18 protein-coding genes and 1 pseudogene are annotated in these 25,946 nt (G+C 48.3%); all 19 read right to left on the bottom strand.

Features of this window, described 5'->3' with window-relative positions; translation table 11 throughout:
* Positions 1-6 precede the first annotated feature (6 nt).
* Positions 7-1,047 (bottom strand): IS481-like element ISVvu4 family transposase, encoded by a 1,041-nt coding sequence (locus F0316_RS17550; RefSeq protein WP_057569038.1) that lies wholly within the window; start codon positions 1,045-1,047, stop codon positions 7-9.
* A gap of 173 nt (positions 1,048-1,220) precedes the next feature.
* Positions 1,221-1,343, bottom strand: a pseudogene (locus F0316_RS20390) (hypothetical protein).
* A gap of 107 nt (positions 1,344-1,450) precedes the next feature.
* A complete protein-coding gene (locus F0316_RS17545; RefSeq protein ID WP_001019995.1) occupies positions 1,451-1,834 on the bottom strand; it encodes a hypothetical protein in 384 nt (127 codons plus the stop codon).
* Positions 1,821-4,934: a type VI secretion system tip protein TssI/VgrG gene (tssI, locus tag F0316_RS17540; RefSeq protein ID WP_149560766.1), complete on the bottom strand. Its 3,114-nt coding sequence runs from the start codon at positions 4,932-4,934 to the stop codon at positions 1,821-1,823. The genes F0316_RS17545 and tssI overlap by 14 nt, the downstream gene beginning before the upstream one ends.
* 252 nt (positions 4,935-5,186) lie before the next feature.
* Entirely contained in the window at positions 5,187-6,449 is a 1,263-nt protein-coding gene (locus F0316_RS17530) for a type VI secretion system ImpA family N-terminal domain-containing protein (protein ID WP_000073080.1), read from the bottom strand.
* A gap of 50 nt (positions 6,450-6,499) precedes the next feature.
* Positions 6,500-10,045, bottom strand: coding sequence for a type VI secretion system membrane subunit TssM (gene tssM / locus F0316_RS17525; protein ID WP_149560765.1), 3,546 nt, complete (start codon positions 10,043-10,045; stop codon positions 6,500-6,502).
* A 15-nt stretch (positions 10,046-10,060) separates the two neighbouring features.
* The gene (gene vasJ, locus F0316_RS17520; protein ID WP_000426086.1) at positions 10,061-11,470 is read right to left on the bottom strand and encodes a TssA family type VI secretion system protein VasJ; all 1,410 of its coding nucleotides are present in this window, start codon (positions 11,468-11,470) and stop codon (positions 10,061-10,063) included.
* A 9-nt stretch (positions 11,471-11,479) separates the two neighbouring features.
* On the bottom strand, positions 11,480-12,136 hold the full coding sequence (gene vasI / locus F0316_RS17515) for a type VI secretion system-associated protein VasI (protein ID WP_033927781.1): 657 nt from the start codon (positions 12,134-12,136) through the stop codon (positions 11,480-11,482).
* A complete protein-coding gene (vasH, locus tag F0316_RS17510; RefSeq protein ID WP_000084793.1) occupies positions 12,133-13,725 on the bottom strand; it encodes a sigma-54 dependent T6SS transcriptional regulator VasH in 1,593 nt (530 codons plus the stop codon). Before vasH ends, vasI begins: the two co-directional genes overlap by 4 nt.
* Positions 13,726-13,727: 2 nt before the next feature.
* Complete coding sequence (gene tssH / locus F0316_RS17505; RefSeq protein WP_149560764.1) at positions 13,728-16,337, bottom strand: type VI secretion system ATPase TssH; 2,610 nt, start codon at positions 16,335-16,337, stop codon at positions 13,728-13,730.
* A gap of 25 nt (positions 16,338-16,362) precedes the next feature.
* On the bottom strand, positions 16,363-17,136 hold the full coding sequence (gene icmH, locus F0316_RS17500) for a type IVB secretion system protein IcmH/DotU (RefSeq protein ID WP_033927782.1): 774 nt from the start codon (positions 17,134-17,136) through the stop codon (positions 16,363-16,365).
* A gap of 2 nt (positions 17,137-17,138) precedes the next feature.
* Positions 17,139-18,473: a type VI secretion system baseplate subunit TssK gene (gene tssK, locus F0316_RS17495; protein ID WP_000458007.1), complete on the bottom strand. Its 1,335-nt coding sequence runs from the start codon at positions 18,471-18,473 to the stop codon at positions 17,139-17,141.
* A 6-nt stretch (positions 18,474-18,479) separates the two neighbouring features.
* Positions 18,480-18,956 carry a type VI secretion system lipoprotein TssJ gene (gene tssJ / locus F0316_RS17490; protein ID WP_032474502.1) on the bottom strand — a complete coding sequence of 159 codons (477 nt, stop codon included), beginning with the start codon at positions 18,954-18,956 and terminating at the stop codon, positions 18,480-18,482.
* Positions 18,957-18,958: 2 nt separating this feature from the next.
* On the bottom strand, positions 18,959-20,446 hold the full coding sequence (gene tagH / locus F0316_RS17485) for a type VI secretion system-associated FHA domain protein TagH (RefSeq protein WP_001089714.1): 1,488 nt from the start codon (positions 20,444-20,446) through the stop codon (positions 18,959-18,961).
* Between the two features lie 2 nt (positions 20,447-20,448).
* Positions 20,449-21,465, bottom strand: a complete 1,017-nt coding sequence (gene tssG / locus F0316_RS17480) for a type VI secretion system baseplate subunit TssG (protein WP_000510180.1) — start codon at positions 21,463-21,465, stop codon at positions 20,449-20,451.
* On the bottom strand, positions 21,429-23,198 hold the full coding sequence (gene tssF, locus F0316_RS17475; protein WP_000189792.1) for a type VI secretion system baseplate subunit TssF: 1,770 nt from the start codon (positions 23,196-23,198) through the stop codon (positions 21,429-21,431). Before tssF ends, tssG begins: the two co-directional genes overlap by 37 nt.
* Positions 23,199-23,203: 5 nt before the next feature.
* Positions 23,204-23,641: a type VI secretion system baseplate subunit TssE gene (gene tssE, locus F0316_RS17470; RefSeq protein ID WP_000221000.1), complete on the bottom strand. Its 438-nt coding sequence runs from the start codon at positions 23,639-23,641 to the stop codon at positions 23,204-23,206.
* A 2-nt stretch (positions 23,642-23,643) separates the two neighbouring features.
* Positions 23,644-25,119, bottom strand: coding sequence for a type VI secretion system contractile sheath large subunit (gene tssC, locus F0316_RS17465; RefSeq protein WP_000108140.1), 1,476 nt, complete (start codon positions 25,117-25,119; stop codon positions 23,644-23,646).
* A 43-nt stretch (positions 25,120-25,162) separates the two neighbouring features.
* Positions 25,163-25,669 (bottom strand): type VI secretion system contractile sheath small subunit, encoded by a 507-nt coding sequence (gene tssB / locus F0316_RS17460; RefSeq protein WP_000031391.1) that lies wholly within the window; start codon positions 25,667-25,669, stop codon positions 25,163-25,165.
* Positions 25,670-25,946 lie beyond the last annotated feature (277 nt).

The raw sequence follows: 25,946 nt of genomic DNA, 5'->3' as shown, positions 1-25,946 counted from the left end.
GTCAGATTATATCTGGGCTAGATTCTTTTCAGCCCAGATTGATTTCCCATCCTTTAATGTTTCTATCGGCGTTCTGCCACAGCACATTTTTCCTTGATGAGTACGGTGATTGTTGTAGTAGTCCATCCATTCGTCCAGATCTTTCTGCAACTCTTCGATAAAACCATACAGTTTCTTTCTGAATGTCACTTGGTAGAACTCATTCAATATGGTCTTGTGGAAGCGCTCGCAGATACCATTTGTTTGTGGTGACATCGCTTTAGTTTTCGTGTGGTCGATATCATTAATGGCTAGGTAGAGCTGGTAATCGTGCTGTTCAACACGACCACAGTATTCAGTGCCTCGGTCAGTCAAGATTCGCAGCATTGGCAGTTCATGCGCCTCAAAGAACGGTAGAACCTTATCATTCAACATATCCGCTGCTGTGATTGGTGTTTTCGTTGTGTAGAGCTTGGCAAAGGCGACTTTACTGTAGGTATCAACGAAGGTTTGTTGATAGATGCGCCCAACACCTTTCAAGTTGCCAACATAGAACGTGTCTTGAGAGCCGAGATAACCTGGATGCGCTGTTTCTATCTCACCACAAGCCTCATCATCGTGCTTCTTACGCTCAAGAGCCGCGACTTGCTCGTCCGTTAGGATAATACCGTTCTCTGCGACCTGTTTCTCCAGTGCGATAAGACGTTTCTTGAAGTTCTCTAGGTCATTGCGAAGCCAGATTGAGCGTACGCCACTTGGAGAGATAAACACCCCCAGTTTACGTAATTCATTACTCGTTCTAACTTGTCCATGAGCTGGGAAGTCGATGGCGTATTTGATAACGGCTTGCTCAGTTTCACTATCAACACGGTTCTTTAAGTTCGGTGCTCTTCGGCTCTGGTTAATCAGAGCATCAATACCGCCCGTCTCAACCAACTCTTGATAACGGTAGAAAGTATCTCTTGATACCCCCATAACCTTACAGGCTCTAGATACATTACCGAGTTCTTCTGCAAGATTGAGAAGGCCCGCTTTGTGTTTGATGATTGGATTGCTAGTATGAAGCATGAGAGTTACCTCTTTTTGTCTTTGACTAGTGATTAAGCACCTTTAATCAAAGTGGGTAACTCTCTTCTTTTCAAATTGAAGTGTCAGATCTAGTCGGAACTAATACAATTTAATTAACAATCCGTAATAAACCCAAGGCATTCATTATCACAAACTTATTTGTGATGCTAATCCTAACTATTATCAACATCCTCTATATACTGTTGAATATAATTTCCAGGATCTTGTAATATTGATAGATCGCATTGATTCATTAACAATTCACCACTTTATCCACCAACGTTTGTGTAACACATACACTTCTTATGAAGATTGTTTTATTTTTAACTATATTTCACAAGATAATAATAACAACTAACATTGATGAAATTAAATTCACATATGTTTAGATTGTCTATTCTCTTTATTCAGCCTTATCGCATTTGATTTTCTTATCTGAAATTGATAAACGGCAGTTTACTGAATACCAAATGGTATTATATGAAAAACTAACCGAACTCTCTGAGACACTATCTAATGTTATAAAAAAGCCTTCTTTATCACCATTTGAAAGATTTTCTCCTTCATTGATTACACAATATTCATAATGCTCATTTCTAGCAAGCAAATTTAAGCATGGCTTTTCTATTGGTATATAGGCTATTGTCTCGCCTATATTAGCGGTTTGTATGTCATATGAACGAAGTAAACTTCTCAATTGGCTACTGGAAGGAATACTACCCCCAACGGCTTGTAATGAAAACATAATTAATATGATGCAATATATGATTTTTTTAAAGATGTTCATATCTTACTCTCTTTCTACTCAAGGGCACTTTATCCCATATTGAATTTTTATAATCCAACGATTTTTTGAAGTTTGAATAATCTACAGAATTTCTGTCATTAACTAAAGTTGGAACATACCATGCTCGTGTTTTAGAATAACTATCACCACGATAAGTAATATCTACTAATACATCTTTCACATTTCTTGGCATTCCATCCCAATCAACAGAACCATATGCAGCTTTTACGTCTGGCTTTGTTATTAATACCCTTGTCTTCTCTTCTAGATAGTCATATACATGATTAAACATTATGTACTGTTGCTTTCTAGTAATCGTTAACTCCTCATCAGACAAACCACTATTCTTAAGAGACTCTAATGCCGAATCCTTCGTTTTTCCCTCAACACTTAATAACCATTTTGACAATTTCGGATTAAGGTTGGCCAATTCAAATAACTCTTTCAAGTTTATTTTTGAAGGTGTTTGCCCACTGGCAGCACTTGGAGGATTACCTAAATCAAGTCCCCGCCCGATGGTCACGCCTGAATTTCCAATAACGCTACCTCTCATATTAGGTACGTGCACTTTTCTAGAAAAAAAAGTTGATGAATCAACATCATTCCCTTCGGCATCAAAAGTGAGCTGACCTTTGGGTACAGTCAACCATTTCAAATCCATCTCATCATTTTCATACACCCACCCATCCATCAAGGCTTCATCTAGTGCCAGTAGTGTACCGTTGCCGACAATACCGTCAACGGGGCCAATGCTGTAGGACGGATGTGTTTGGTGGCTTGGTTGATAGCTTTTCTGAAACTGCTCAATCGCGGTTTTAGTTTTGCCACCAAAGTCACCATCAGCTCCTGCTTTCCCGAGATCAAACCCCAGTTTTATGAGCGCTTCTTGTAGTAACTTAACCTCATCGCTGTTATTACCTTGACGATAAGCACTCGCTTGTCGCTTGGCGAGTTTCTCTAACTCATCGGATGGTTTGAGAAGATCGGATTTTAAAATTCGCTCCGGTGTTTTCTCTTCAGCCACAGGCTCATCATTTGCCGTGTTATTGGCTGAACTCGGCATAATAGTGGGGAGTGATGCAACATCAATAACACGCGCCGCGCCTGATTGCATTGAGGCAGCAATATCCGGCTGAACCAATTCTGCTACTGGTTTAGCTTGCGCTAACATTCTTGGTGCTGCGGCTAATTGCCCACCATAAGCGCTACCGCTGCCTGCACTGCCGCCCGCGTTTAGGTTAATGGCAGGACCGACTAAGTGCACGCCACCTGCATCGACTTTTACAAAGCTGCCCCCTGCTTTTAGGGTTAACTCCGCTCCGGCTTCAACCACGATTTTTGCGCCGCTTTTGAGTGAAATCTCTTTACCCGCCTCGACAGCAATGCGTTGCCCGACTTTGTGTTGTAGTGACGCGCCGACTTCATGGCTGCTATCGAGTGCGATTTTGCTACGGCTTTCGCCTTCGATGGTAACGTGTTGATTGCGCTGGATGCGAATAAAGCGATCATTGTCCACAGTGAGATGCTGATCGTGGCGAATCACTTCGGTGTGATCATGCTCAATCAACGCATCCCAATCTTTTTGTGCATGCAGCAAAATCTGTTCGCTGCCCGCTTGATCCTCAAAACTCAGTTCGTTGTAGCCTTGCCCTTGGTGAGTCTCAGTGCGCAGTACGGTTTTGGTTTTGTGGTCAGGCAAGGCGTAAGGCGCGGTATTGGTCGCATGATACGTACGACCTGTGATGATGGGTTGATCCGGATCGCCATTCAGGAACGAAACAATCACTTCATGGCCAACTCGCGGAATCGCCATACTACCGTATTGGCTACCCGCCCATTCTTGTGCCACTCGTACCCAGCAAGAGCTTTTTTCGTTGCTACTTGAGTAGCGATCCCACGGGAAATGCACTTTCACGCGACCAAAGTTATCGCAATAAATCTCTTCACCTTGTGGCCCAACTACGGTGGCGATCATGGGACCATCCACTTGCGGCTTAGCACAAGGCCTTGCTCGCCAAGTGATGTGAGCGGGGATAAGTTTTAGCTGATTGCTGTAAGTGGTAGCGCCTGACCCCCCCTCTTCTTGTAACGCTTGTGGCTGCGTCCCTTGGTGATTGGCTTGTACCACGAGCCAATCTCGATTCATTGCGAGATCAAGGTGATCTTGCAAGTCAAAACGCACTCCCGCCAACAGCAAAGGTTCGTCACTCTTCGCATCAGCAAGCAAAGCATCGCGGCGTAAATACTCTAAGCGAATTTGGCTAAAGGCCTTGCCATTTGCATCGTCTTTGTAGCGTCCCGGAGCATCAAAATGCTCATAATTTGGCTGCTGATAAGCGATATCTTTACCCTGCGTACGCTGAGTAAATCCGTAAGCTGGCTTTTTAAAGCTGTAATCCTTTAGCTCGGTATGGCTGACTTGCGCGGTGGTCTTGAATTGCAGATCGACCACATAAGGGAGATTGATCTCGCCACCCGCCAGCGCATTATAAGGTACTGGCTTGGCTAACTTCGGTTGGCTGTCCGAGCTATCGGTAAACAGCAAGGTGTGTTTCTGCGCTTCATGTAGGTGACTGTATACCAAGCCTTCTTCGGCGGCGATACGGTGTAAAAACTGCAAATCTGTTTCACGATACTGTACACAAAACTCTCGCTGGGCACACTCACGCTTAAGGGCAAAGGCGTAATCTTCAATCCCCATCTCTTGCAGTAAAATAGAGATAATTTTCGGCACGCTTTGCTGCTGGAAAATACGGCTATTACTGCGTAAAGAAAGCCTTTCCAACGCAGGAACTAGCGTTAATGAATAGAAAGTATGTCGATGGCCGGTATCCCCTTTGCTCAATTGACGCACAATACCGTTTATTTGCTGCACCACTTGCCCGTCACGCAGAATGGTTAAATGAGCGGTTTGGTCGACAAATTGCTCAGCAGTAAGGTTGCTTAGCGCACTGGCTAAATCAACCTGATAGCGAAAACCATAGCAGGGTTCACTGCGCCATACAGAATCAGACAAGGACTCTTGCCCTTCAAATCCGCGTACGACGAGGGATTCATCCTCAAGGCCATCCACCTTTAATTGAAACTGTAACCTTGCCATGCTGTTTTCCTTGTTCTTTTTTTCGACGATAGCACTCGATATGTGGCCATCTTAAGTTCGATGAAAATGGTTCGTTGAAAATGGTGCGTTGAAAATATTGTGTGGCAGTCAATGGCAAACTCAATGCCAGCTTTTTGTCTACTTTTCCCTGTTTAGCACCAGGGCTAACTCTGATCACTGAGCAATCCTTTGCCCCAATCAAGCAAAAAACTGCCTATGAGCGAGTTTTTGCCCCACCTCTTCCTTCAGCCATCACTGCAACAAAGCCGCATCGCCGATACGCTGCTCAAGCTCGGCAATTTTCCAACTTAGGCTATCTAGCCTTTGTTTGAGGATCGCAAACTCTTTCTGGGCATTTGTGACATCGCCCTGTTCAAGGAGGCCTTGCACATAGTCAACTCGACCATAAATCGGTGATAGGCTGACCGCGAACTCTTCTAATGATTTGGTCTGCTTTTCTAACTCAGCCCATTTCCCTCGCTTAGCCAGTAACGAGATATTGGCCATTTTGGTGCGAATTTCGCTGAACTTAGCCACGAACAGCGCGGTTTGCTCCAACGCTTGTTGCTGCTGAAGGGCAAACTCTTGACTCAGTGCATTCACTTGCTCGTTTTCAGGATAAAGAGTGCGCAATAGATTCAGCTGAGTGATGGCATGTCGCTTAGGTTCACTAAACGAGATGGTTAAATTCTGCTGCAAAGTATCGCGATACAGCGGGATCAAATCATGTTGCCAACGCGCACGCTCACTTGTGGAAGAGTCGTTGAGCAGTGCTTGAGTTTGAGAGGCCTCATTCAACGTGGTGATGCGCTGTGGCGCGGCATAAGGCGTGGTATAAAACCAAGGCCACCCCCAGTAGCCCCCCACCACTCCCAGTGCAACCCCAAGTACACCTAGAGTGAACAACGCGTAACCGCGCTGCCAAAACTTAAGCTTAGGTGGCTGAGCCTTCTCCTGCTTTTTCAATAAGCTGTGGTATTGGGTTTCAATTCTGTCTATGTGTTCAAACAGAGCAAACCCGACCCCTTCAAAGTCTACTTTGTATTCGGTTTGTTGCTGTTCAAACAGCTGATGTAACCGCTCGCAATGGCGCTCAGCCCGATACAGATCTCGCAGCGATTCATAAGTTGGCTTAAGTGCTTTCAGTTCCTGCACCACACGTGCATTGACCCAATCAAGGATCTCTTTGCGCACTTTGGCGCTTTTCACATCACACTCACCTTGGTTAGCAAGGCTTGCACTCATCAGCTCCATACCGGTGGCATACCCCGCCAGCCCCTGAGTTTTCAGGCAGGCTACCGCATAGTAACCGCAGATCAGAAAGTCCATTCCTTGGTTACAGGCCAGTTGTTCACAGTACTCTTTTACCACTGCCCAATCCGTGCCCCCGGCAATCGGATTAAAACGGCGGTTTATCTCCTCACGAACCTTCGCATAGGGCTCTAATCCGCGAATCTCCTCAGAATCATTGGTTAATCGGTAGCAAACGTTATCAATAAAAATCACATTGGACATCACAACTTCGTCCTAAAAAGCCAGAGCGAAAAACTCGCTCTGGCAACCTATTAATAGAGTGTTTTAGACAGTTTGAACGACTTGAACAGGCGTTCGGTAAATGGGTTGGCATCGGCCTCTGCGTTAATACGGTAGATCATCTCACCACCATCGACGATAAATTTGAAATCAACCGACGTTTGACTCGCCGAAACCACATCACCTTGATCCAATAAGCGGAAGAATGCCCACGGTCCTTGGATTTGCAAACTGCGCGGTGACATATTGGTTTGGGTTGGAATCAAGGTCACCTTAGACACCGCAGAATCACGCAGCGTGTTAGGCCAAATCAGCTCCACATTTTCACGCGGGCCATGGCTGTAAGCTAAGAACTGACCATCCACATTCAGCACACTACGACGCTTGTTGTTACTCAAACTGAGCGGCTCAACCGAGAAGCTGACATCCAAAATTCCTTTACGGTTGAAGAAAGCCTCACGAATTTTCTGCGCTTGCTTGATCTGATCCAGCACTTCTTTACGAATGATCGACTGCGCTGAGTCATCCGACGCGACGCTGATGTTCTCATCAATAAACATCTTCAGTTGCTGATTGTAGAAATTGTCTAACGTGCCATTCGGCGCAAAGAAGGCTTCAAAATCGGCCAAGGCCACATCTTTATTTGATGCGGGGTTGAATGGATAACGCCCAGCCAGCTTGCTTTGGAAGGTTTTATACACATCCTCCGTCCAGCGTACTTCCAGATGCTTGATCGCTTCTTGCTTGACCACATACCAGCTCTCATCTGCGAGTTTTGCCATCATGCTATCCAGCGGCTTCGGCAGTCCTGACGAGATACGCTTTAAGGTATAGATAGGGTCAGCATTAACCAGTTTGACCCGCGCTTTGGTTGCATCGAGCGCCGCCATACCGACATCGGGAGCATCTTGAATCGATTTCAAGTAGCTTTTCAGCTCATCCACCGAAGCCAAAACTTCCGTCATGTAAGCTGGTTTGCTGCCTACCGGCTTGAGCATACCGTTCAGATCGGCAAATGGAGTTTCAATCATCGAAGCCACTTTGTATTTCGGGCTTTTCAGCAGCTCTTTTAACGCCGATTCATCTTTAGGTAACGCACTGTACAGTTGGGTGTTGTCATCTAATGTGCGCAGTAGACGCTGCATCGGCTCAAGGTTGCTGGTGATATTTTCCAAAACCATGACCGCATCATTGATGTCATTGAAATACTTCACATCAATTTCATTGAGTGCTGCGCGCCATGTGTTGGTGTAATCCGCCACATAAAGATCGCGGATTTTTTCGCGCAGTGCCTGCTTGTCTGCTTCACTAAACTGCGCCGTTTTGCTCTGTCCCAGAACCCAACTGTCAATCAGTGCCAGCTCAGAGACCGATTCAGATTGCGGCATAAAGTAGTCATCAAAACCACGCTTGGTGAGCATTTGAGGAATAAACAGGCTGCTACTGTTAAGAACGCGCTCTTCAAACACCACATCGAACACCGGCCCAATCAAGCTACGCAAGTTAACCGAAGGACCAAGCACCGTTTGTGCGCTCAACTTCAAGTTACGATAGACGCGCTGGTCGTTTGGCATTGAACCCAGTTCAACCTGAGCACGAGCAATCACTTTATCGTAAGGGCGCATCACCTGCTCCGCCCCTTTATCACCGTTGAGACGCTCTGCAGTGAGGTCCGTATGACGCATCGCGTAATCTAAGTGGCCGAGCAGCTCTTCCTGAATTTGACGCTGACCTGAGAAGGATTTTTGCCAATACTTCGCAAAATAATCCATCACATAGTCTTGGTAACGACCACTTTTATCGACCAGCATGCGATACACGCGCAGCACCGCTAATTTTTCTTCATCTGTCTCAGCTTGATTGAGCGCAACAATGGTGTCCGCCATCAACAGAGGCAAGAAGCGAGTTTCGAGTAAGTTTAAGTAGGTCTCTTCTACTTTCGGGCCAATGGTGTGCCCTTGGTAGAGACCAAAATCGGAGATGTACTGAGGTTTATCACGGAAGAAACCAAACTCCAGTGTCGCCTCACGGATCTTGTTCAACGGATCCAATACCTCTCTTTGTGAGGCCAGTGAACGGCTGGTCGGGAACTGCTCTTTATACTGATTCACTTTGGTTAATACAGTATCGGCGTGTTGCACGTTATTGAGGTAGTTACGATGCCAAGTACCTGCCAACAGCAAAGTCGCCACTGAGCATGCGACAAAAGAGAGCCCCATCAAACGGCGTTTGTTTTTTGCAACCCGGAAATTATCGGACGCTAAACCTGCTTCAGGATAGATGATGTGGGTAAACAATTTTTGCGTGAAATAGACCGTGGAGTTTTTCGCGCGCTGCGCCGTATTAATCGCATGAGACAGACCATAACGACGGGAAGCCGCATCATCAAAAGCGTTGGTAGGTACACCTTGTTGGTAAACCGACGTGAAATAGGCACCACGCACCAGCGCTGACGTTGAGAATTGATCGCTCGCCAAAGCCTCTTGGAAAAACTGTTGCAAAATCTCTTTCAAACCTGAGATTTGACGCGTGAAGCTGTAAATCGCGTTACGTTCTTCAAGCGTCATTGGCGCTGCGACCGCATGCGGCAGCATGCCATTAACTCGTGACACAAATTGGGTGTACTCGCTGGCAAACTCTTCCAACCATGAATCTAGGTTATCTACCGAATCCATTGAGAAGGTAAAACCCAACACCTCTTCGCGCTGACTTTTGGTGTAGTGCTTAAAGAAAGGCTCAAAACCGTGCAGTAAGTCAAGCTTAGTCAGTGCAATGTACACCGGCAGACGAGTCGATAAGGTTTCCATCAACTCACGCAGACGAGCACGCAGCAAATTGGCATAAGCTTTACGCTCTGAGGCAGTGGCGGTAGCAAGATGCGCCACATCCAACGCCAACACGATGCCATTTAGCGGGCGGCGGCTACGAGTGCGGTCTAGCCAATCGACAAAATGCAACCATAAGCGGCGCTCTAACGCACCATCATTTTCTTCACTAAGATTACCTTGCGTTAACAGCTCACCATCAGGATCAATCAGGACAGATTCATCACCAATCCACCAATCAAACGAGTATGGGTTTTCGCTTTTTTGTCCCGAAGCTCGCATGACCGAAGAGAAGACAAAGTTCTGACCAGAACGGTTGATCAGGCTGGTTTTACCCGCATTTTCTAAACCTAGAACCAAATACCAAGGTAGTGCATACAAGTAGTTGTGTTTATTTAGGCTCTGCTTCATGTTGAGCATCACCTGATTCAGTTCAACCTCTTGGCGCTGCTCATACACCTTGATCGGATCTTGGCGCAGTTGCTCTTCGCGCTTTTGTTCCGATTTGAAAGCTTGCAACTTACGCCACTGCCAAATGCCCCACACGGCTAAACAGCCGAGAGTAAACAGACTGCTTGACACAACTCGAGCCATGATCGACTCCAGCGGTTTATAGCCAGCCACTTCTAACCAAGGGCCTGCCCACCAAATGGCAACGTTCAGCAAAATGAACGTAGTGAATAGCAAAATGGGAAGTGCTGCCACCACCGTGGGTTTAAGCCGCCTTACTATTCCAACAATGAATTTCCACATGAATTGTGTCCTTGTTTACTCTGACGTTGTATATCTTTGAATTTGTTCCACTAAACTCGGCTCCCACTCAGGAACAGACAGCGTCGTTACCTGATTGAGCAGAGTTTGATACTGTTCACCAGCCATCGCATCGAGATGATTTGCCCGCAGCAGATCCGCCGATAGCAATCGCCAGTAAAATTTGTCACGCGGTTCCACCGCACTGACCAAGCCATCATTGAGCATGGAAAGTGCCACGGCGATTCCACCTTCTTTAGCCAGTTGAAACGCCTCTTTACGCTTCTCTTGCCAATCTCCGCCGACCGATTGCCCCGCAGCACCTTGGCTCTGACCTACGCTCGCCAGCCACTCTTTGACCGAATCACTGACAAACGGCTCTCCGCCTTTGAATTTGAGCTCAAGCAGCGAAGGCAAACGACGTAAAAACTGTTGTGTTTCTTCGGCAATCGCCTGACACCAATCACTTTTGCCGAGTTGCTGGGCAATGGTGTAACTCATCCACTGTCCTTCAAACCAATAAGGAGCCATGGTTAAGCTCTGTTCGACTTTGCGCCACAAGGCTAAATCGGGGTGACGGAGTTGATCTTGGTAATCCTTGACGCGATCCGCCTGCATTCCTCGCAGCAGTGTTTCACCATCGGGTTTATGATCGGGCAATGAGGTAATGCTGCCCCACACCGCAAAGCGGCGCAGACGAATCGAAAGAGCGATACCAAACTCTTGTTCGGCAAGAAAATCTGCCACTTTGAGTAGGGTTTGTTTCGCTGCTTTGTCACTCGAATGATCCACCACCATGCTCGCCGCAGGAGAAGGCGTTGCAGCACTTGGTGTTTCACGCTCCGCGCTGCTTTGCGCCGTCACTTGCTGGCGCTGCTCTGCGCGTTTGATCTCCGCGGTAATTCGCACCACCACAGACTCCACCAACTCAGAAGAGAGCCCTTGTTTCTCAACGGCTTGTTGCCACTCTTCAACCGCCGCTTGCAGCGCTTGGCGATCCGCTTCATCCAGATGATGAAAATCGAACTTTTCGATCACCGTGGTAAAACGTTGCGCCATCTGGCTGAAAAATTTACGTCGCGGCAGATTGCCACGTGCGCCCGGCGCTGGATAACTGTCGTTCCAATATTGATTGAGGAACTCACTCATCACCGCAAACGAGGTAATAAGGCGCGTCGGGGTAACTTGGTTATGCAGACACTGCAGCAGGTAAACCAAAAGCTTGATGTCTTTACTCTGTTCACCAAGCAGTTTGAGAGTGCTGTGCTCCACTTCATCCCACTGCACTGAAGCGTGAGAAAGAGAGCCCACTTTCATCATCTGATCCTCAATAAAATCAAACAGTGGGTGATCGACTAGCCGCTCTCCGACAGGATTGCTACTGCTGATCGGTTTGGCCACACACTGACGGTATTCAGTCATTTCCATACGGGCTCCTTACCATCCACAGCGTTCGCGCAAAGCATCAAGGGCTTCATTGACACCTCGAGTATCAAACTGTAATCCGTCAGCAAAGGGCGCATTAGAACGCAGCAACAGGCGAGGCTCACTGGCGGCCAATTTCATCATTTCGATCGCAGGCATGCCGCGAGCCGAGGAAAACAGTACGCCGTGATCGTCACTGCGCCAGAACTGTGTCTCGTGTCGGATAGAGACTTGAATCCGTGCATCAGCCACTTCTTTCGGTAAAGCCAGCTCAATGCGGCTCAGGTTATTAATGCAACTGAGCAAGAGCACTGGCGGAGATGTTTCCCCTGAGCTGCGATTTTGCGCAGGCAAAGCAATCCAAGCGCTGCTGCCCCGTCCTTCACCTTGCGTACCTAATACCCAACCCGCTTCGGACTGCGACTCAGACAATGCCGCCATGGCGCGTTGCCACTCTGCGGGATAAGAATTGGACGGTGCGATAGCCACTTGCTCAAGGGGCGTGGCAAAGACACGGTCAAAACAAGCCAAACGCTCTAAACGCACAGGAATTTCGCGGCACAGCTCAGCTTGCTCAACCTGTGATCCCGCCGCTTGCGAGGCCGCTAGAACATGCGCAGAGCCCGCGCAACCCAAGATCAAACTGGCCACTAAAACGGTAATTCTCATGGGGTTTTGATCTCCAATTTCAGGCACTTGTAGGCCAAGGTACGCTTAGGGATACCGAGACTTTTCGCCGCTTTCGCGCGATCGCCAGCAAAGCGGTTCAAACGCTCACTGATGATCAACGCTTCAAACTGACTGACCGCCTGTTTCAAATCATGGATAACCGCAAAATTCGGTTCTCCAGCCAACGCAACCGAGGGTTCAAGATCCACGTTCTCAGTTTCGACGGAAACGGCTACCGGCGTCGCCTCTGGCGCAAGACAGGGTAGGGTTTGTAAACGATGAGCAAAGCAACTAGCTTCCACCTGCGTACCATCTGCTGTTTGCGCGCAGCCAAACTCAATCAAATGTTTCAGCTCACGCACATTTCCCGGGAAATCGTACTGCTTAAGGCAGTCGATGGCTCGATAGTTCAAACCACGAATGCGCGTGTTATGTTGCAAGTTGAACACGCGCACAAAGTGCTCACTGAGCAGCTCAATATCTTCCAAGCGTGCCGCCAGACGCGGCAAGGTGATCGGATACTGGAATAGACGGTAATAGAGATCTTGGCGAAATTCTTTTTTGCGTACTTGATCCAGCAGATTGACGTGTGTGGCCGATACCAGACGGAAATCGGAACTGAGCTCCTGCTTACCACCGAGCGGTCGAAAAGTACGCGATTCAAGCACACGCAATAATTTGGCTTGTAAGGTGAGCGGCATATCGCCGATCTCATCCAGAAATAGCGTGCCACCATTCGCTTGTGCGATAAGTCCCTGTTTATCGCTGTCCGCTCCAGAAAATGCCCCTTTGCAGTAACCAAACAGTTCACTTTCCAGTAGATGCTCAGGGATCGCCGCACAGTTGATCGCAACAAACGGCGCAGACTTACGTGACGAAAGTTCATGCACAGCCGCGGCGACTAACTCTTTACCCGTGCCAGTTTCACCTTGCACCATGACCGAGAGCTGAGAGTTAGCGGCAGAGACAATCTGCTCACGCAGCTTTTGCATCGCAGCGCTTTCACCAATCAAAGTACGCGATAACGCATTGGCCAGTGAGCGCTGCGCCGAGTCGCGTTCAATATCCGTCAGCGATTGTTTCAGCTCCAAGCGGCGCTGCTCTTCACGTTCCATATCGTTGAGCAGTGACCATTGCTGGGAAAAGACCTCGATAAACTTCAAAAAGTCCGCGTTTTCAAAAGCGCTCACGATACCGTGACTCTCGCCCATCAACAGCAAGATCGAGTGTACTTGACGAGTATCCATCGGCAGGGGTTGGATCCATACCGAATCAAACATCCCCACGCGAGAGGTTAACTGGCTAAAAGTGCGATTGGATTGCCAAAATACCAACTCTTCTGCGGTCAAATGCATCGCATTGGATGACTGCAAAACATGGGCAAAAGGCACATCAAAATCCGTCACTGACCACGCGAACTGACGCTGTGGATCATGAGGCACAAGTAAACGCCCATCCGACGATGGCAACAACAAAAGGCTATCACTCAGATCTAAGCCTTGAGTCAGCAGATCAACAAATTGCAGCGCAAGCTGGTGGGACTTCCTTACTCCCACCAATTGGGTTGCAAACGCCAGCCATTGACTCATGGTTACGCTACCTCTCCGATAAATTCACCCGCTTCTGCCGCTAAACGAATGCGCTCAACGGGCGCTCTCTCGGCGAGTTTATTCAGCAGCGCCAATGAAACGGGCGGCAGCAATTGCCCTTCAATGATCGCCTCCAGCATACGCGCACCGTTTTCGCTGCGTGTCGCACGGCTTAAGATTTCGTCAATTAAGCTCTCTTCAATCACCACTTCTGCGTTGTAACGTGTCTTGAACAGTTTCTCGAGACGAGCCAGCTTGCCGCGAACAATCTGTGCCAACACTTCTTTACCCAGTGGTAGGTAAGGGATCACTTCCATACGCGCCAGCAGAGCAGGTTTAAAGAAAGCGGCCAATTCAGGATAAAGCGCTTCATCAAGCTTGGCGGGCTCATCGGCATAATCGACTATGGTTTGGTAGCCTAAGTTCGATGTCAGGAAGAACACGATGTTTTGGCAGTCGATGACACGACCTTCACCATCGGCGATTTCGCCTTTATCAAAGCCTTGGTAGAAGATATTTAAAACTTCTGGATGGGCTTTTTCGACTTCATCAAGCAGAACCACCGAATAAGGCATCTTACGGATAGCCTCCGTCAGCACACCGCCTTCACCGTAGCCAACATAACCCGGAGGTGAACCAATCAGGCGGGAAACGGTGTGTTTCTCTTGGTATTCCGACATGTTGATGGTGGTGAGGAACTGTTTACCACCGTAAAGCTGCTCTGCCAGTTGCACTACCGTTTCGGTTTTACCTACACCGCTTGGCCCCACCAGCAGGAATGCCCCTTTCGGACGTCCCGGACGACGCAGATCGGCACGCGCTGTCAGTAAGTGACGATGGATACGTTCGATGGCCGTTTCTTGGCCTTTGATCGCTTGGCCTAAAATCGAGGTCAAATGGGTGATTTTATGCAGCTCATCGGTGTTCATCTGATCAACAGGCACGCCCGTCCAATCGGCGATCACTTCAGCAATCTGATCCGCATCGACTTGCGGGTGCATCAAGCGCTCAGCATGATCAATCGCATCGAGTGCTTGATACTGCTCTTGCAGCGCCGTACGCACCACCAATAAATGGTCGGGATCTTGCTCTTGCGCTTGGCTTAACTCCATCAGCTCAGCACGCAGTGCGATGATCGACTCCACCAAGCTTTTTTGCTGCTGCCAACTCTGTGTCAACGCGGTTTTTTCCGCTTCATCGGCCAACTCTTGATTACGCAGAACATCGAGGCGCTCGCTATCGACCTCTTGGCCAAGGAATTGCGCCCGCTCTAGCATGTCAATTTCGAGTTGACGCTGATGGCACAAGGTTTCAAGTAGCGCTAAACGCTTAGGTGGCGTGGTCATATTGATCGCAATCCGCGCACAAGCGGTATCCAGCACATCAATCGCTTTATCGGGCAGTTGACGACCTGAGATGTAACGCGCTGACAGTTCAGCGGCAGCTTTTAGTGCATCATCAGTGATGAGTACGTTGTGTGCCTTTTCATAGACACTGTTAAGACCGCGCAGAATATCGACGGCTTGATCGATCGTTGGTTCATCGAGTTTGACCAGTTGGAAACGGCGCGTCAGCGCGGGATCTTTTTCAAAATACTTTTTGTACTCTTTCCACGTCGTCGCCGCCACTGTGCTTAACTCACCACGCGCCAGCGCAGGCTTGAGCAAGTTTGCCGCATCACTGCCCCCTTCTTGGTTACCAGAACCAATTAAGGTGTGCGCTTCATCGATGAATAAAATGATCGGTTTAGGCGATTGCTTAATCGCATCAATCACCCCTTTTAGGCGCTTTTCGAACTCGCCTTTCACCGATGCACCCGCTTGCAAGCGACCAAGATCCAACGAATAGAGTTCTACATTTTGCAGTTGGGTCGGCACTTTGCCAGCCACCACACGCAGCGCCAAACCTTCAATCATGGCACTTTTACCAACACCTGCTTCACCCACCACAATCGGGTTGTTTTTGCGGCGACGGCACAGAATATCCACCATCAAGTTGAGTTCATTTTCACGGCTCAGGACAGGATCAAGCTCACCGTTACGGGCTTGCTCAGTCACATTCGTGCAAAAGCGTCCGAGTGGTGTTTCTGCGGCAGCTTGCAGTGGATTGGCCGCATTTTTGTCTGTTTTAGCCACTGCGGTTTCTGCAGAATCACTTAAGATCATCGCAAAGTGTTTTTTGAGGTTTTCGCGATTGATGCCTTCAAACAAACTGATCAATTTGAATGACAGATAACGGTCCGCACGGGTCAGCGCGGCTAAGAAAATCGCCCCTGAACGCAGCTCAGCCTGCTCTAACTCGGTACTGGAAAGCAGCCAAGCTTCTTGCAGTAACTCGACCAGCAGTGGCGAAAACGCTGGATAGGTATCCAAGACCTGTTCACGGCTATAGGTTGATGCGATGGCCTGTTTCACCTGATCGACTTCCAGCCCCGCTTGCTTGAGTACGAGACGCACATCAGAGAGGGGATTATCCAGTAACACATCCAGATAATGTTCTAGAGTGACTTCAGGGTGTTGGCGCTCAATACAGAGAGAGGCCGCTTGCTCCAGAGCCAATTTGCTTTGTGCATTCAGTTTTGCAATAAGAGTGGGTAATTCAATACGGATCACAACGTACCACCTAGCCTAATTATGTTTAAAGTATTTGATTGAGTTGATTGAGCACATCGCTGGATTTGCTATGCAGCACATAGCTGTAGCTGAGAAATAGACCTATCCAAAGCACGATAAAGCCAGCAAACACAGACCAAACAGGCATCTGTCTGCTTAGGGTGTATTTCGCACGCACCACATGATCGGTCGGACGGGTTAAGTCTTGTGGCTCGCTCTCTTCCAAGCTGCTCAGCAGTTGATGCAGGCGGCTGATCACTTTTTCGCGCTCAGCTTGTCCCCCTTCCATCACACGGTATTTGCCTTCAAAGCCCAAAATCAGGCAGTGATAAATAAAGGCCAATAGCGCTTGGTAACGGTGTGGTTCACCCTCAAGACGGCTCAAAATCGTAAACACTTTCTCGCCACCCCACGTTTCATTATGGAAACGTGACAGCATGGAGTGCTCGGCCCATAAACTGGACGCGCCCCACTCGGTTCCCATCACGGATTCATCCAAAAAGGCGCACAAGATGTAACGATAGGCCATCAAAATGGCGTGTTCGTAACCTTGCTCCGTCAACTCAATTTCAATCGCTTTGATCTCTTCAATCGTCTGACGGTAGATCTGTTCAATGTTGTCGCATTCGGTGAGGGTGCGAACCCGCAGAGAAAGCCCAAACAAGGGTGTCGCGGCATCAATCAGCACATTCGGATTGTCCCCACGCAATTGGAACCAGTAGTCTTGGTCGTGGTTAATTTTTTCCACATCGTCGAACAACAAACTGGCTAATGGCGTCTCTTTTTTACTCTGTGACATAGTTAGCTCCTGATAGCCCAGAATTGCAGCTCAAGATCGTCAAAAGCTGCAGCAACGTGGAACGCAAAACCGCTGGAATGAGTCAACATCGCCCATGCAGCGCTGGTTTTATCCAGTTGGTAGTAGGTGTAGCCAGCGTGGTAAGGCAATTGGCGCGGTGCGACCGGTAATGGCGTCAATGGAATACCCGGCAGTTGCAGTGAGATGAGTTCACGAATTTTCTCAACCGATGCCACTTTGGTTTGCTGAGTAAACAGACGACGTAGCTCATCCAACGGCATGCGAGCTTTAACCGCGATGATAAACTCTGCACTCTCCATCAGTTGCGGATCATGGATTGGCGCAACCATCAAACCGTACTTACGTTTATCCAGTTGGATAGAGACGGCGCGCGGCTCTAGCACCACGCTCAAGCTCTGACGCAAGCTGCGGATCAGCGGCTGGAAAGAGTGGCTGGGTGAATCATGGTTATAGCTTGGCAAACTGGGCGGCAGACGACTTTCGTCAGTAAAGGTAGCCAGCTCACCACACACACACGAGAGACATTCAAACAGACGCTCTGGGTGTAAGCTGCGCAGCTCTGCCAAATGCTTCATTTGTGGTTGCAGACGGTTTAAAGCTTGCAGCAGCATAAAGTCCGAAACATCAGCAACCCCACCTTGTGCTGGAGAGCTGATCCGCTGAGCAATATTTTTCGCTCGCTCACGCATCAGGCCTGACATCTCATTAATAAAGCGGTGCAGCGCAGAGATGCCCACCACATTCAAGTGACAAGGGATGAAATCCGGATCGAGCACCACACTGCCATCAGGACGTTTTTCTAAAATACGGCCAATAGCAATTGAGGCATACGCACTGCGATCCTCTCGCTCAAGCATGAGTTGCAAACGCACAGGGGAAACATCAATCGTCGTGGTATCACCCTGCACGCTATGGACATCACGCACTTCGAGACGACGGCTGACATAGCGCCCCGTACCACGCTCTTCTGGCCAGTTAATCTCCATCAGCGACTCACTACGTAGCGGTACTGCTAAGTAGACAATCTGGTTTGCCAATGACGCATCGGTCACTTCGAGCGCATCGGGAAGATGATCTTCTTGAGGAATACGAAAGGTGGTGCCATCGGGCATCACGCCGACCGCACGCTCAATCGCAATACGGCCAAACGAGAGGTATTCCGGGTTGAGCGACAACTCGGAAATCCCATACAAGTAACGGCTCACGGTGCTCAGGCGCTCGTCTAGGCAGTACTCCGTATATCTCTGCTGTTGCTGGAAATGTTGCGGCTTAATAAATAGCCCTTCATTCCAGATCACTCGGTTACGCGCAAACATCGTTTGTTATTCCACCCTATCCAATTTCACATCGTAGTCTTTAAACAGCATCAGCAAGTGATACTCTCGCCCTTTATTGATCACCTTGACCGCTTTCTTCCATTCGCTAAGTTCCGGCTCGGCAAAATGAGCCATCACGCCGATGTAGTTGGTCTCCCCATCGACTTCGAAAGCGTTGACGAATTTGAACTGCCCTGGAGTCAGTACATAGTCGTAGTTTTTAACAAAGTTACTGCGCAGCGCTTTTTTATAATCGGTTTTGATCTGGTCGTAGTCGGACGACATAAACATCGAGTCATCCTTTAGCTCAAAAACTTGAATTTCTATCGGTGACGCTTCACCCCAGATGTTCGGGTTCACCCCTTCATCGCTGACTAAGCTAAAAGTCACCTTGGTCGGCTCTTTCGCAGGCTCGTACTTATCCGACGAACTGCACGCGGTCAGTACCGTCAAGGCAAACAGCATCCACAGCACTTTGTTCACGGTTATAGCTCCAGTTGCTTCTCGCGAATTTTGCGATCATAGGCTTGCTCAAAGATCTCCCAGAACAACTTCTCAAAGCCGCGTTGGCGGTTAGAGGTCAGCTCTTGGTAGTAGCTGCAGTACATATTCCACGCCCAAGCATCCGTTGAAGTTTGTGTGGTATCAGAATTGCGCTTGTAGTGGTGGAATCGGCGCAGCATCACCTGTGGTGAGAAAGCGTTGAGAATTTGGCTCAAGGCTTCTGACGTGGCGAACTGCATCGCTTCATTATGATCGCGAACGGTTTTTAGGCTTTCAGCAATCGCCGCAGGGGCAGAAAGGTGCACGACGCTCTTATCAGCATCGTACAGAGTGCGGATCGTCTCTTCATAGGAGAGGCCTAAACGCAGCGGGTTATCTTCAATGGGTTGCAGATTACGGTTCAAAGTACCGAAACGGCTTTCACTCACTTGTTGATGCAAATCGAGTAAACCGCGCACACAAGCTTGCAAAGACTCACCCAACTCTTGCGATAAAAGATGCATACGATTCATATCATTTTCATCGCTCAGATCTACGCCGAGCCCTTCCAAGATCGGACCTGTCACCAAGTGGTTAGCTTGGCTGGTTGAGCTTGTGTGCATAGTGGAATACGCGCTTTTCTCCAACTGCGGTTGGAAACTTTTCGCAACTTCCTCTTCTAACAAATCCAGTACTTTTTCATCCATTGTGAAGCCCTCTGATACGTTGCTTTCGCTGGTTTTATATTGAGAAATTGTGGGGGTGGCAGAAGTCACGTTCGGTGCTTCTGATTTGGTTTGCTTAGCAAAGGTGGCCTTCGCAAAACCAAGAATTTTCTTAAGGCGGATAGATGAGGTCATCTCATACTCACTGTCCGCTTGTGGCGTAAAATCGGCATTTTGCAGCACTAAGTTATCTTGTGGCACGAGGCTAGGTTGGGCGGATAACGGCTGCTCACTTTTAGGATCATCCAGTAAGGAGGTCGAACTGCCCGCCGCACCCATCAGGTTATCGAGCGCCTGTAATGGGTCTGTATTGGTTGGTAATTCGTTTTTTTCTGGTTCGATGTCGAGCGTCAAATCCGCTAGCAGATCCTCATCCTTAGAGGCAAACAGCGCATCTAAAGATCCATATTGTTCTTCCACTTCGATGGCGTTACCAAACAGCACTCGCAAACGGTAAGGCCCCACACTCACTTCATCTTTGTGAGTCAGACGTGCCATTTGCCCAACGCCCAGTGGCATGTCTGCCCCGTTGACATACGTGCTGCCGCAGCTGTCTTTTAAACAATACGCCCCGTCTACCATCATCACTTCACAGTGCATGGGTTTTACACTGCCTTGCGCATCGACCAAACGCCACTGCGCATTCGGCGATGAGCCGATCACCCCACCTGACGAGGTCCACGTATGCTGAGCGGACAAGCCAGACTCTAAGTGCTGAGCATTGGTGACTAATAGGGTCAACGAAGGTAATGTCACTGAGTTCATGGTTATTGCCTTACTTGAATTAACACATGTTTATTGGCTGCATCTTGGCCAAGAAACGAAGTCCAGCCGAGGGCGATATTCTGTTTAGTATCCAGACAAAACAGCGGCGCTTCTCGTTCATCCATCGCCAGCTCGAGGTCATACGCCATCTGTTCGCGCAAAATAAACTCCACCAGCTTGCAAAGTGGCTGATACTCTTTACCGGAGGGCAAAAAATCAGCAAAACGACTGCGAGATAACCGTTTGATACAGATAATAAATTTTCCACTACAATCAATAACGGACTCGCCAATCACCGTGTCCATCCCCAACCGCGCATTCTGCTTGCCCAGCGCCAGTTGCTGACTCCGGTCAATCGATACCCGACGTCTGACCCACTGGCGAATGGAGACATCCGGTAAATCAAAACAGTGAGCAATAATGCCGGCCACGACTTGTGGCGAACGGCTACGTCCGGCAAGCGTGCCCGCGTAAGCCAGCATTTTGCACCAGTTGATCGGCGTTTCACCGCGAAGGTCAGGATCGCCCAACCCCACCAGCGCAAACAGCTGTGCAGAGAACACATCCTGCGCACCGGGCTGAAAACGTACGTAGTAACGGTATTTACGCCAAACGCGATAAACCAAATTAATCAATCGGTTATTGAAAAAATCGAGAAACGGCTGCTTATATCCCCCAGGCTCTTCCGTCACCAATTGCTCAAGGATGAACCCCGGCAGAGGCGACTGTGCACCGGAAAGGCCAAAAAAGTTGGTCAACATAACCCAACGCTCATCGTCACGCGCTTCAAGCGCCATCACATCACTGGGCGAAAATCCAAGGCTCGGGTTAGCACTGAACACCAAGCGGCAATCGCGCTCCCACTCTTCCGATTCGGGATTGATATCAGCCAGTTTTTGCAACAGCTCAACCAGTTGGTAGAAGTTGTATTCCCGTACATTGCCCGGCAAGCTCAAGGGAGAGGCTTGCGCTGGATCTGAATTCAGATCAACGGCTGCATTCCGCTCTGTGTGCCCCATGAGTACTTCTCTTGATTGCTGATGTTAACCACGACTAATTCGTGAAATGAGTTGATGCTGGCGTAAAGTGCAAAGAAATGACTGAGTACCGTACCAAACAGGAACAAATCACCTTCCGAGCCAAATCCCGCTTGATCGACATACAAAGTCGATTGCAAACCACGCACAGGCAAACCACGTAGGATTTTATCAACCGGTTTAGATTCAATTTTGACTATGCCATCAAGGCGCATCCGTGCGACACGTTCAGCTTGCCTATCGACCAAGGCGCGAAAATCGTAAGCGCGTAGCACACAGCTCAGTGCATCTTTTGAAAGCAGTGATAGGTAGTTCAGCGATAGATTCGAGATCAGCGTCCACAGTAAGCTGCCATCGAGAACCGGGCGCAGTGACTGCGAAGGCACCGTAATATTTTTGAATGTGGCAAAAGGGGGTGAGCTGTCGGTCGCTACGCAAATATCCCCCACCCCAAGTTCCAATGGCAGCAAGCGATTGGTGCAGGTGAGTTTGATTGAGACGGCTTCATCCACGCCCATTGATAAGGTTTCATCACCGCGCACAAAAGAGATAAATGAATCAAAACCATCCCCCCGGATGCTCTCTTTGACTCGTGTGCGATAGTAAAGCGCTTGACGATGACGAACCCGTTCCACTTCATGTTGGAAGCTTTCAAAAGAAGAGTAGATACGCTTTTCTCCGCGGATCCGTTTGCCTTCTGACTGGGTATCTTGCCAACCAACCACTTGATCCACGCTGAAAATTTCATAGTGGGCAGGATAGCGACTGGACGGGACGATTCGATACTCTGAACGACGCCCAGTCAAATCGATCGGATCGGCATCATGCTCAAACAGATTGATGACCGGTGTGCAATAGAGTTGAAAATTGTCCTGACGCACTCGCGTATCAGCAGGCAATGTTTTCGAAAAATGGATGCGTAAGGTGAAATCACCGCTGACCGCTTTCGGTAAAGCTTTGGCAAAACCTTTTACATCAAAGAAGTGAAAGGCTTCAGGAAACGACAGGTACTCTTGCAAAATACGATAACCGTCATAGACATTCTTTGGATAAGGCAGCAAAGCTTGGTCACTTGAGAAACCAACGGTTGAAAACGCATCAGCAGGCAGTGCGAACTCGACACCTTGCACTTCAATGGTCATTTTTTGTAGATAATGGTGTAACCAAAGATAGAGAGTTTGCGAGCTGTATTTATCACCACCTAAGTAAAAACGTACGGTATCGAGCTTAGCGTCGCCTACTGTCATATCGCCCAACATGCGCAACGAGATCTGAATGGTCGTGGCTTCACGTGTGTGCTCGGCATGAACACCTTGACACTGCATCGGATACAGCGCGACATCACGGCAAGTGTTGAAATGACACGCCGTGCCAAAGACTGGCTTGCTATCCAATTGGGTATTACGTGGGATGACTTGCTTCTCGCTGACACTTTTGTCAGGTTCAAACGCCACCACACTCATGCTCGGGATAGGGCGCAGATAATTTGGCCACAGCATGTTAATGATGGAGTGAGTAAGTTCAGGGAACTCATCCTCCACCTTTTCGCGCAAACGCGCGGTAAGAAATGCAAAACCTTCCAGAAGACGCTCAACGTCAGGATCGGTCGTACGGCCATGAAGAAAACGCGAAAGCTGAGGGTGAATTTCGGTAAATTCTTTCCCCTGCTCTTTTAAAAAAGCGAGCTCTTCCCTGAAATACTTGTCTTGCGTCATAGAGGTTAAAACACTCGATATTTTCTGCTTTGATCCAATAACAGACTGAACTGGACTTTTTCGTGTAACGCTTCGCTATTGATGGTCGCGGTAATGTGGAACCTTAAAGTCAGCGGGTTAAAGCTATCTTGATCCGCTCTCACCAGAACGCGAGTTAAACGCGGCTCATAGCGCTCAAGGCACTGTTGAATCGCCAATTTAATTCGCACGGAGAGATCTAAGGTTTCCAGCGTTGCATCATTAAAATCCACCAACCCGAGATGAGGGGCACTTTGCGCTCCACCAATTCGAGTGTTCAGAATGTTAGAGACATTCCGTTTGATCGATTCGAGTACATCCCACGCGTCTGGCCCACGGGTCAGCGACATAGGTTTGGCGTTGGCTTCCAAACGTTCGAAAAAGCCAACACCAAATGCACTCTCTTCAGGTGCGATGTACGTCATAATCAGGCTTGATCAAGACGTCCAACTAATGACAACTCAAAGTTCGCACCCATGTACTTAAAGTGAGGACGAACCGAGAGCGACACCTGATACCAACCTGGATTGCCTTCCACATCCATCACTTCAATGCGCGCAGCACGAAGTGGACGACGGCTACGTACGTCTGCAGGTGGGTTCTCTTGATCAGCAACGTATTGTTTGATCCATGAGTTCAGTTCACGCTCAAGATCTTGACGCTCTTTCCAAGCACCGATCTGCTCACGTTGCAGAACTTTCACATAGTGCGCCAAACGGTTGATGATCATCATGTACGGCAACTGGGTACCCAACTTGTAGTTGGTTTCCGCTTCTTTGCCTTCTTTGGTATTTGGGAAAACCTTAGGTTTTTGAATGGAGTTTGCAGAGAAGAACGCCGCGTTATCACTGCCTTTACGCATAGTAAGAGCAATAAAACCTTCTTCCGCCAGTTCAAACTCTTTACGGTCCGTGATCAGGACTTCGGTTGGGATCTTGCTTTGCAATGCACCCATAGATTCAAAGACATGCACCGGCAGATCTTCAACTGCACCACCACTTTGTGGACCGATAATGTTTGGACACCAGCGATATTTAGCAAAGCTATCCGTCAAACGAGTTGCGAAGGCAAATGCCGTGTTACCCCACAGGTAGTGCTCGTGCGAAGCACTGACGTTTTCCGCATAATTGAACGACTTCACTGGATTTTCGATTGGATCGTAAGGAACACGCAGCAGGAAACGAGGCGCAGTCAAACCAAGATAGCGCGCATCTTCCGATTCACGCAGTGAACGCCATTTGGTGTATTTCGGGCTTTCAAATGTCGACTTGAGATCTTTAATGTTAGGCAGTTCTTCGAAGGAGTCGATACCAAAGAATTCAGGACCTACGCTTGAAATGAAAGGAGCATGCGCCATGGCACCCAGTGCGCCCATGTATTGCAGCAGCTTCATATCTGGCGTTGAAGGGGTAAACGCATAGTTACCAATGATCGCGCCAACAGGTTCGCCACCAAATTGACCATAACCGGCAGAATAAACGTGCTTGTAAAGACCGGACTGAGCCGTTTCTGGAGCAAACTCGAAATCTTCCAGCAGTTCATCTTTGGTTACGTGAAGGATTTCGACTTTGTTATTTTCACGAAAATCAGTGCGATCCACGAACAGCTTCAAACCGCGCCACGCCGATTCCATCGCTTGGAATTGTGAGTTGTGCAGGATTTCATCCATCTGTGCACTGATTTTTTTATCCAGTTCAACCAACATTTGGTCAACCAGAGATTTGTTGACAGGCTCAGCAGAGTGTTGTGAACCCATAAGATTTTCGATAAACGCTGCAACACCTTTTTTCGCGATGTCGTAACCCTCTTCGCTTGGTGCGATACGGGTTTGCGCCATAATTTCATCAAGAAGGCTACCTTGAGCAAGCTGTGGCCTTTCCAATACCTTTTCAGTCGTAGACATCATTAAGTTCCTAATGAGTGATTAATTGATTAATAACGTTTGCTTACGCTTGTGGCTCTTCTTGACCACTGAGCAGATTCAGTTCTGCCAACAGTTTTTCTCTCGACTCTTCTGAGTTGAGTAATGACTGTAAACGCTCACGAAATGCGGGAATGTTGCCTAGCGGCCCTTTAAGGGCAACTAACGCTTCACGCAACTCAATCAATTTTTTCAGTTCTGGAACTTGTGATGCCACCGCATCAGGAGCGAAGTCGGCTAAGGATTTGAAATTGAGTTCAACAGGAAGCTCGGCATTCTCATCATCAGTCAGCTTGTTTTTCACCGTGGCGGTGATTTTCAGCTCGCTCTCGCGCATTACGGCTTCAAAGTTGTTCTTATCTACCGTGACTGTTGCACGCTCTTCCAATGGCGTTTGCTCCGCATGCCCTTTGAAATCACCTACAACTAGGGTTTTGAGTGGTAGCTCAACCTCAGCCTGTGCATCCCCCGTCGCCGGAATATACTTGATATTAATCCGCTCTTTGGGAGCTACACTTCCTTCTTTAGACATATTACGTCTCCAATACCTATGCCAAACGTTGTCAATGAAACAGTTGATTGAAATCATTCAATCAACCAAGAATCTTGAACTTATCCTTAGTGATAACTAAGGGCTCTCATTTCAAAATATGAAATAGAGTCAATCACTTCCGTGACACTGTGAGAAAATAAATCCCACACTAAGCCATGTCACAGAGTGTTGTTGTATTTTGATATATTGATGAAAAATAGGCTTATTATGCAAACTTATCATTAGCAGCTTTTTGCTGCCATGTATCAGTTATCTG

Source organism: Vibrio cholerae (assembly GCF_008369605.1).
Lineage (GTDB): Bacteria > Pseudomonadota > Gammaproteobacteria > Enterobacterales > Vibrionaceae > Vibrio > Vibrio cholerae.
This window is presented reverse-complemented; position numbering and strand designations above follow the sequence as displayed.

Bases quoted from the DNA above. Each gene is read 5' to 3' on its own strand.
- tagH (WP_001089714.1), bottom strand. From the start codon at position 20,446: ATGAACTCAGTGACATTACCTTCGTTGACCCTATTAGTCACCAATGCT.
- tssE (WP_000221000.1), bottom strand. From the start codon at position 23,641: ATGACGTACATCGCACCTGAAGAGAGTGCATTTGGTGTTGGCTTTTTC.
- tssI (WP_149560766.1), bottom strand. From the start codon at position 4,934: ATGGCAAGGTTACAGTTTCAATTAAAGGTGGATGGCCTTGAGGATGAA.
- tssM (WP_149560765.1), bottom strand. From the start codon at position 10,045: ATGTGGAAATTCATTGTTGGAATAGTAAGGCGGCTTAAACCCACGGTG.
- tssC (WP_000108140.1), bottom strand. From the start codon at position 25,119: ATGTCTACGACTGAAAAGGTATTGGAAAGGCCACAGCTTGCTCAAGGT.
- tssG (WP_000510180.1), bottom strand. From the start codon at position 21,465: ATGGGGCACACAGAGCGGAATGCAGCCGTTGATCTGAATTCAGATCCA.
- tssK (WP_000458007.1), bottom strand. From the start codon at position 18,473: ATGTTTGCGCGTAACCGAGTGATCTGGAATGAAGGGCTATTTATTAAG.
- F0316_RS17550 (WP_057569038.1), bottom strand. From the start codon at position 1,047: ATGCTTCATACTAGCAATCCAATCATCAAACACAAAGCGGGCCTTCTC.
- F0316_RS17530 (WP_000073080.1), bottom strand. From the start codon at position 6,449: ATGTCCAATGTGATTTTTATTGATAACGTTTGCTACCGATTAACCAAT.
- tssF (WP_000189792.1), bottom strand. From the start codon at position 23,198: ATGACGCAAGACAAGTATTTCAGGGAAGAGCTCGCTTTTTTAAAAGAG.
- vasH (WP_000084793.1), bottom strand. From the start codon at position 13,725: ATGAGTCAATGGCTGGCGTTTGCAACCCAATTGGTGGGAGTAAGGAAG.
- icmH (WP_033927782.1), bottom strand. From the start codon at position 17,136: ATGTCACAGAGTAAAAAAGAGACGCCATTAGCCAGTTTGTTGTTCGAC.
- vasJ (WP_000426086.1), bottom strand. From the start codon at position 11,470: ATGGAAATGACTGAATACCGTCAGTGTGTGGCCAAACCGATCAGCAGT.
- F0316_RS17545 (WP_001019995.1), bottom strand. From the start codon at position 1,834: ATGAACATCTTTAAAAAAATCATATATTGCATCATATTAATTATGTTT.
- tssB (WP_000031391.1), bottom strand. From the start codon at position 25,669: ATGTCTAAAGAAGGAAGTGTAGCTCCCAAAGAGCGGATTAATATCAAG.
- vasI (WP_033927781.1), bottom strand. From the start codon at position 12,136: ATGAGAATTACCGTTTTAGTGGCCAGTTTGATCTTGGGTTGCGCGGGC.